The following is a 1,883-nucleotide window of genomic DNA, read 5'->3' on the forward strand; positions in this document are numbered from 1 at the left end:
CGACGGGGCCGCCACGCCGGACGACGACGGCCCGCCGCTGTGGGCCGCGATCCTCAAGATCGTCCTGGGCGTCCTGCTGCTCCTCCTCGCGGTGAAGCAGTGGCGCGGCCGCCCCCGTGCCGGGGTCGAGCCGCCGGCACCGAAGTGGATGGCGGCGATCGACGCGTTCACGCCGGTGAAGGCCGCCGGCCTCGCCGTCCTGCTCGGCGCGGTCAACCCGAAGAACCTGCTGCTCGTCGTCTCCGGAGGTGCGGCGATCGCGTCGGCCGCTCCCGCGGACACGAACGCCCAGGTGGTCGCGTCCGTCGTGTTCGCGCTCGTCGCGAGCCTCGGCGTCGCGACCCCGGTCTTCATCTACCTGTTCATGGGGTCCCGCGCCGCCACGATGCTCGACGAGCTCAAGGCCTGGATGATCCACAACAACGCGGTCATCATGGCCGTCCTCCTGCTCGTCCTGGGCGCCAAGATGCTCGGCGACGGCATCGCTTCACTCTGAGACCCCGACCACCAGCACAAGGACGCATCTCTCGCGAACCAGGAGTGCCCGGCAACTCCAGTAGCACCACTGCTCCTGGTGTCAACTTTGGCCTTTCTCTGACGGGAAGCGAGAACGACGACCACCGTCATGGGGTGAACCGTTGGTCGGGGACCCGCACCGCCAGACGTTGTTCGGCGCCGCCTCGCCCCGTCACAGGGTCCCCGAACCGGCGCAGGCGGATCGTGACACTGCCGCGTCGTTCGTGTCTGACCTGGTGAGGTGGCCGCGCACTGCGGAACTCGTCGCGCGGTGCGGTAACGGGCGAACTACGGTGACGAGTGCGAGCGGCACGTGGCGCCGCACCAGTTGTTCCACCCCAGAACAAGGAGCGAGGCATGAGCGGTGAACTGACCGGGACGACGCCGTGGGACGACCTGGCATCGATCGCTACGGACGGCAAGTATCCGGGCGAGCCTGATCGGAGCCGTCTTCTAGACGAGTACCGGTTCCAGCGGGCGGTGCAGACCTACCTCGGTGCTCTGCCCGCGGTCAACATGCTGGCGATGCAGCGAGGGTCGGAGGCGACCTGGGGTGCGGGCTACAACGTGCTACCGATCTGGAAGAAGCGCATGGACGCGCACTGCAAGGTGCCGACTCCGAACGCGGATGTCATCTATGCGATGAGCTATCTCGACCTCGAGCAAGACGGCCCTCTGGTGATCACGGCGCCGCCGGGCATCTTGGGTATGCTCACCGACTTCTGGCAGCGGCCGATGACAGACGTCGGGTTCGCTGGCCCCGACAAGGGTGCCGGCGGGCAATACCTAATCGTCCCGCCGCTGTACGACGGTCCGCCCCTGCCCGGCGGCTACCACGTGTTCCACTCTCCGACGTACCGTGTGTTCTTGTTCTGGCGCGCCTTCCTCAAGCCCGGCGCGGAGGGTCCCGACCCGACCGACGGGGTCGCGACTCTGGAGCAGACACTGATCTACCCGCTGCGGCAGACCAACCCTTCGCAGTGGAAGCCGATGCAGTTCCCCGACGCCTCAGGCGTCGACGTGGACATGCTGTTCCCCCGCGACGACAGTTACTTCGACCTGCTGGACGAGTTCATCCAGGCCGAGCCGGTCGAGTCGGTCGACCTGTACTTGCGCGGGATCATGGCTTCCATGGGGATCGTCAAGGGCAAGCCTTTCGCCCCCGACGACCGGATGCGGACCATCCTGGACCGGGCCGCTCGCATCGCCCCGATGATGGGACACGCCGTCAACGTCACCCCAGACGCGTACCCGGACCGTCAGTACTACACCGACGCCCCGAAGCGAAGGTGGATCAACGGGTTTCCCGGGATAGACGAGTACTTCCTTACGAACTCCTACCTCAACCTCGACCACCGGATGACGTT

Annotated in this window: 2 protein-coding genes; both read left to right on the plus strand. The window is 66.8% G+C overall.

Features of this window, described 5'->3' with window-relative positions:
* Window positions 1-496, plus strand: a 496-nt coding sequence (locus tag ACFCZN_RS21200) for a GAP family protein (protein WP_430558079.1), incomplete at its 5' end; no start/stop codon positions are given.
* A 377-nt stretch (window positions 497-873) separates the two neighbouring features.
* The coding region (locus ACFCZN_RS21205) for a DUF1254 domain-containing protein (RefSeq protein WP_430558080.1) at window positions 874-1,883 on the plus strand (1,010 nt) is incomplete at its 3' end.

Origin of the sequence: Isoptericola sp. NPDC056134, assembly GCF_042264825.1 — a bacterium.
GTDB classification, from domain to species: domain Bacteria; phylum Actinomycetota; class Actinomycetes; order Actinomycetales; family Cellulomonadaceae; genus Isoptericola; species Isoptericola nanjingensis.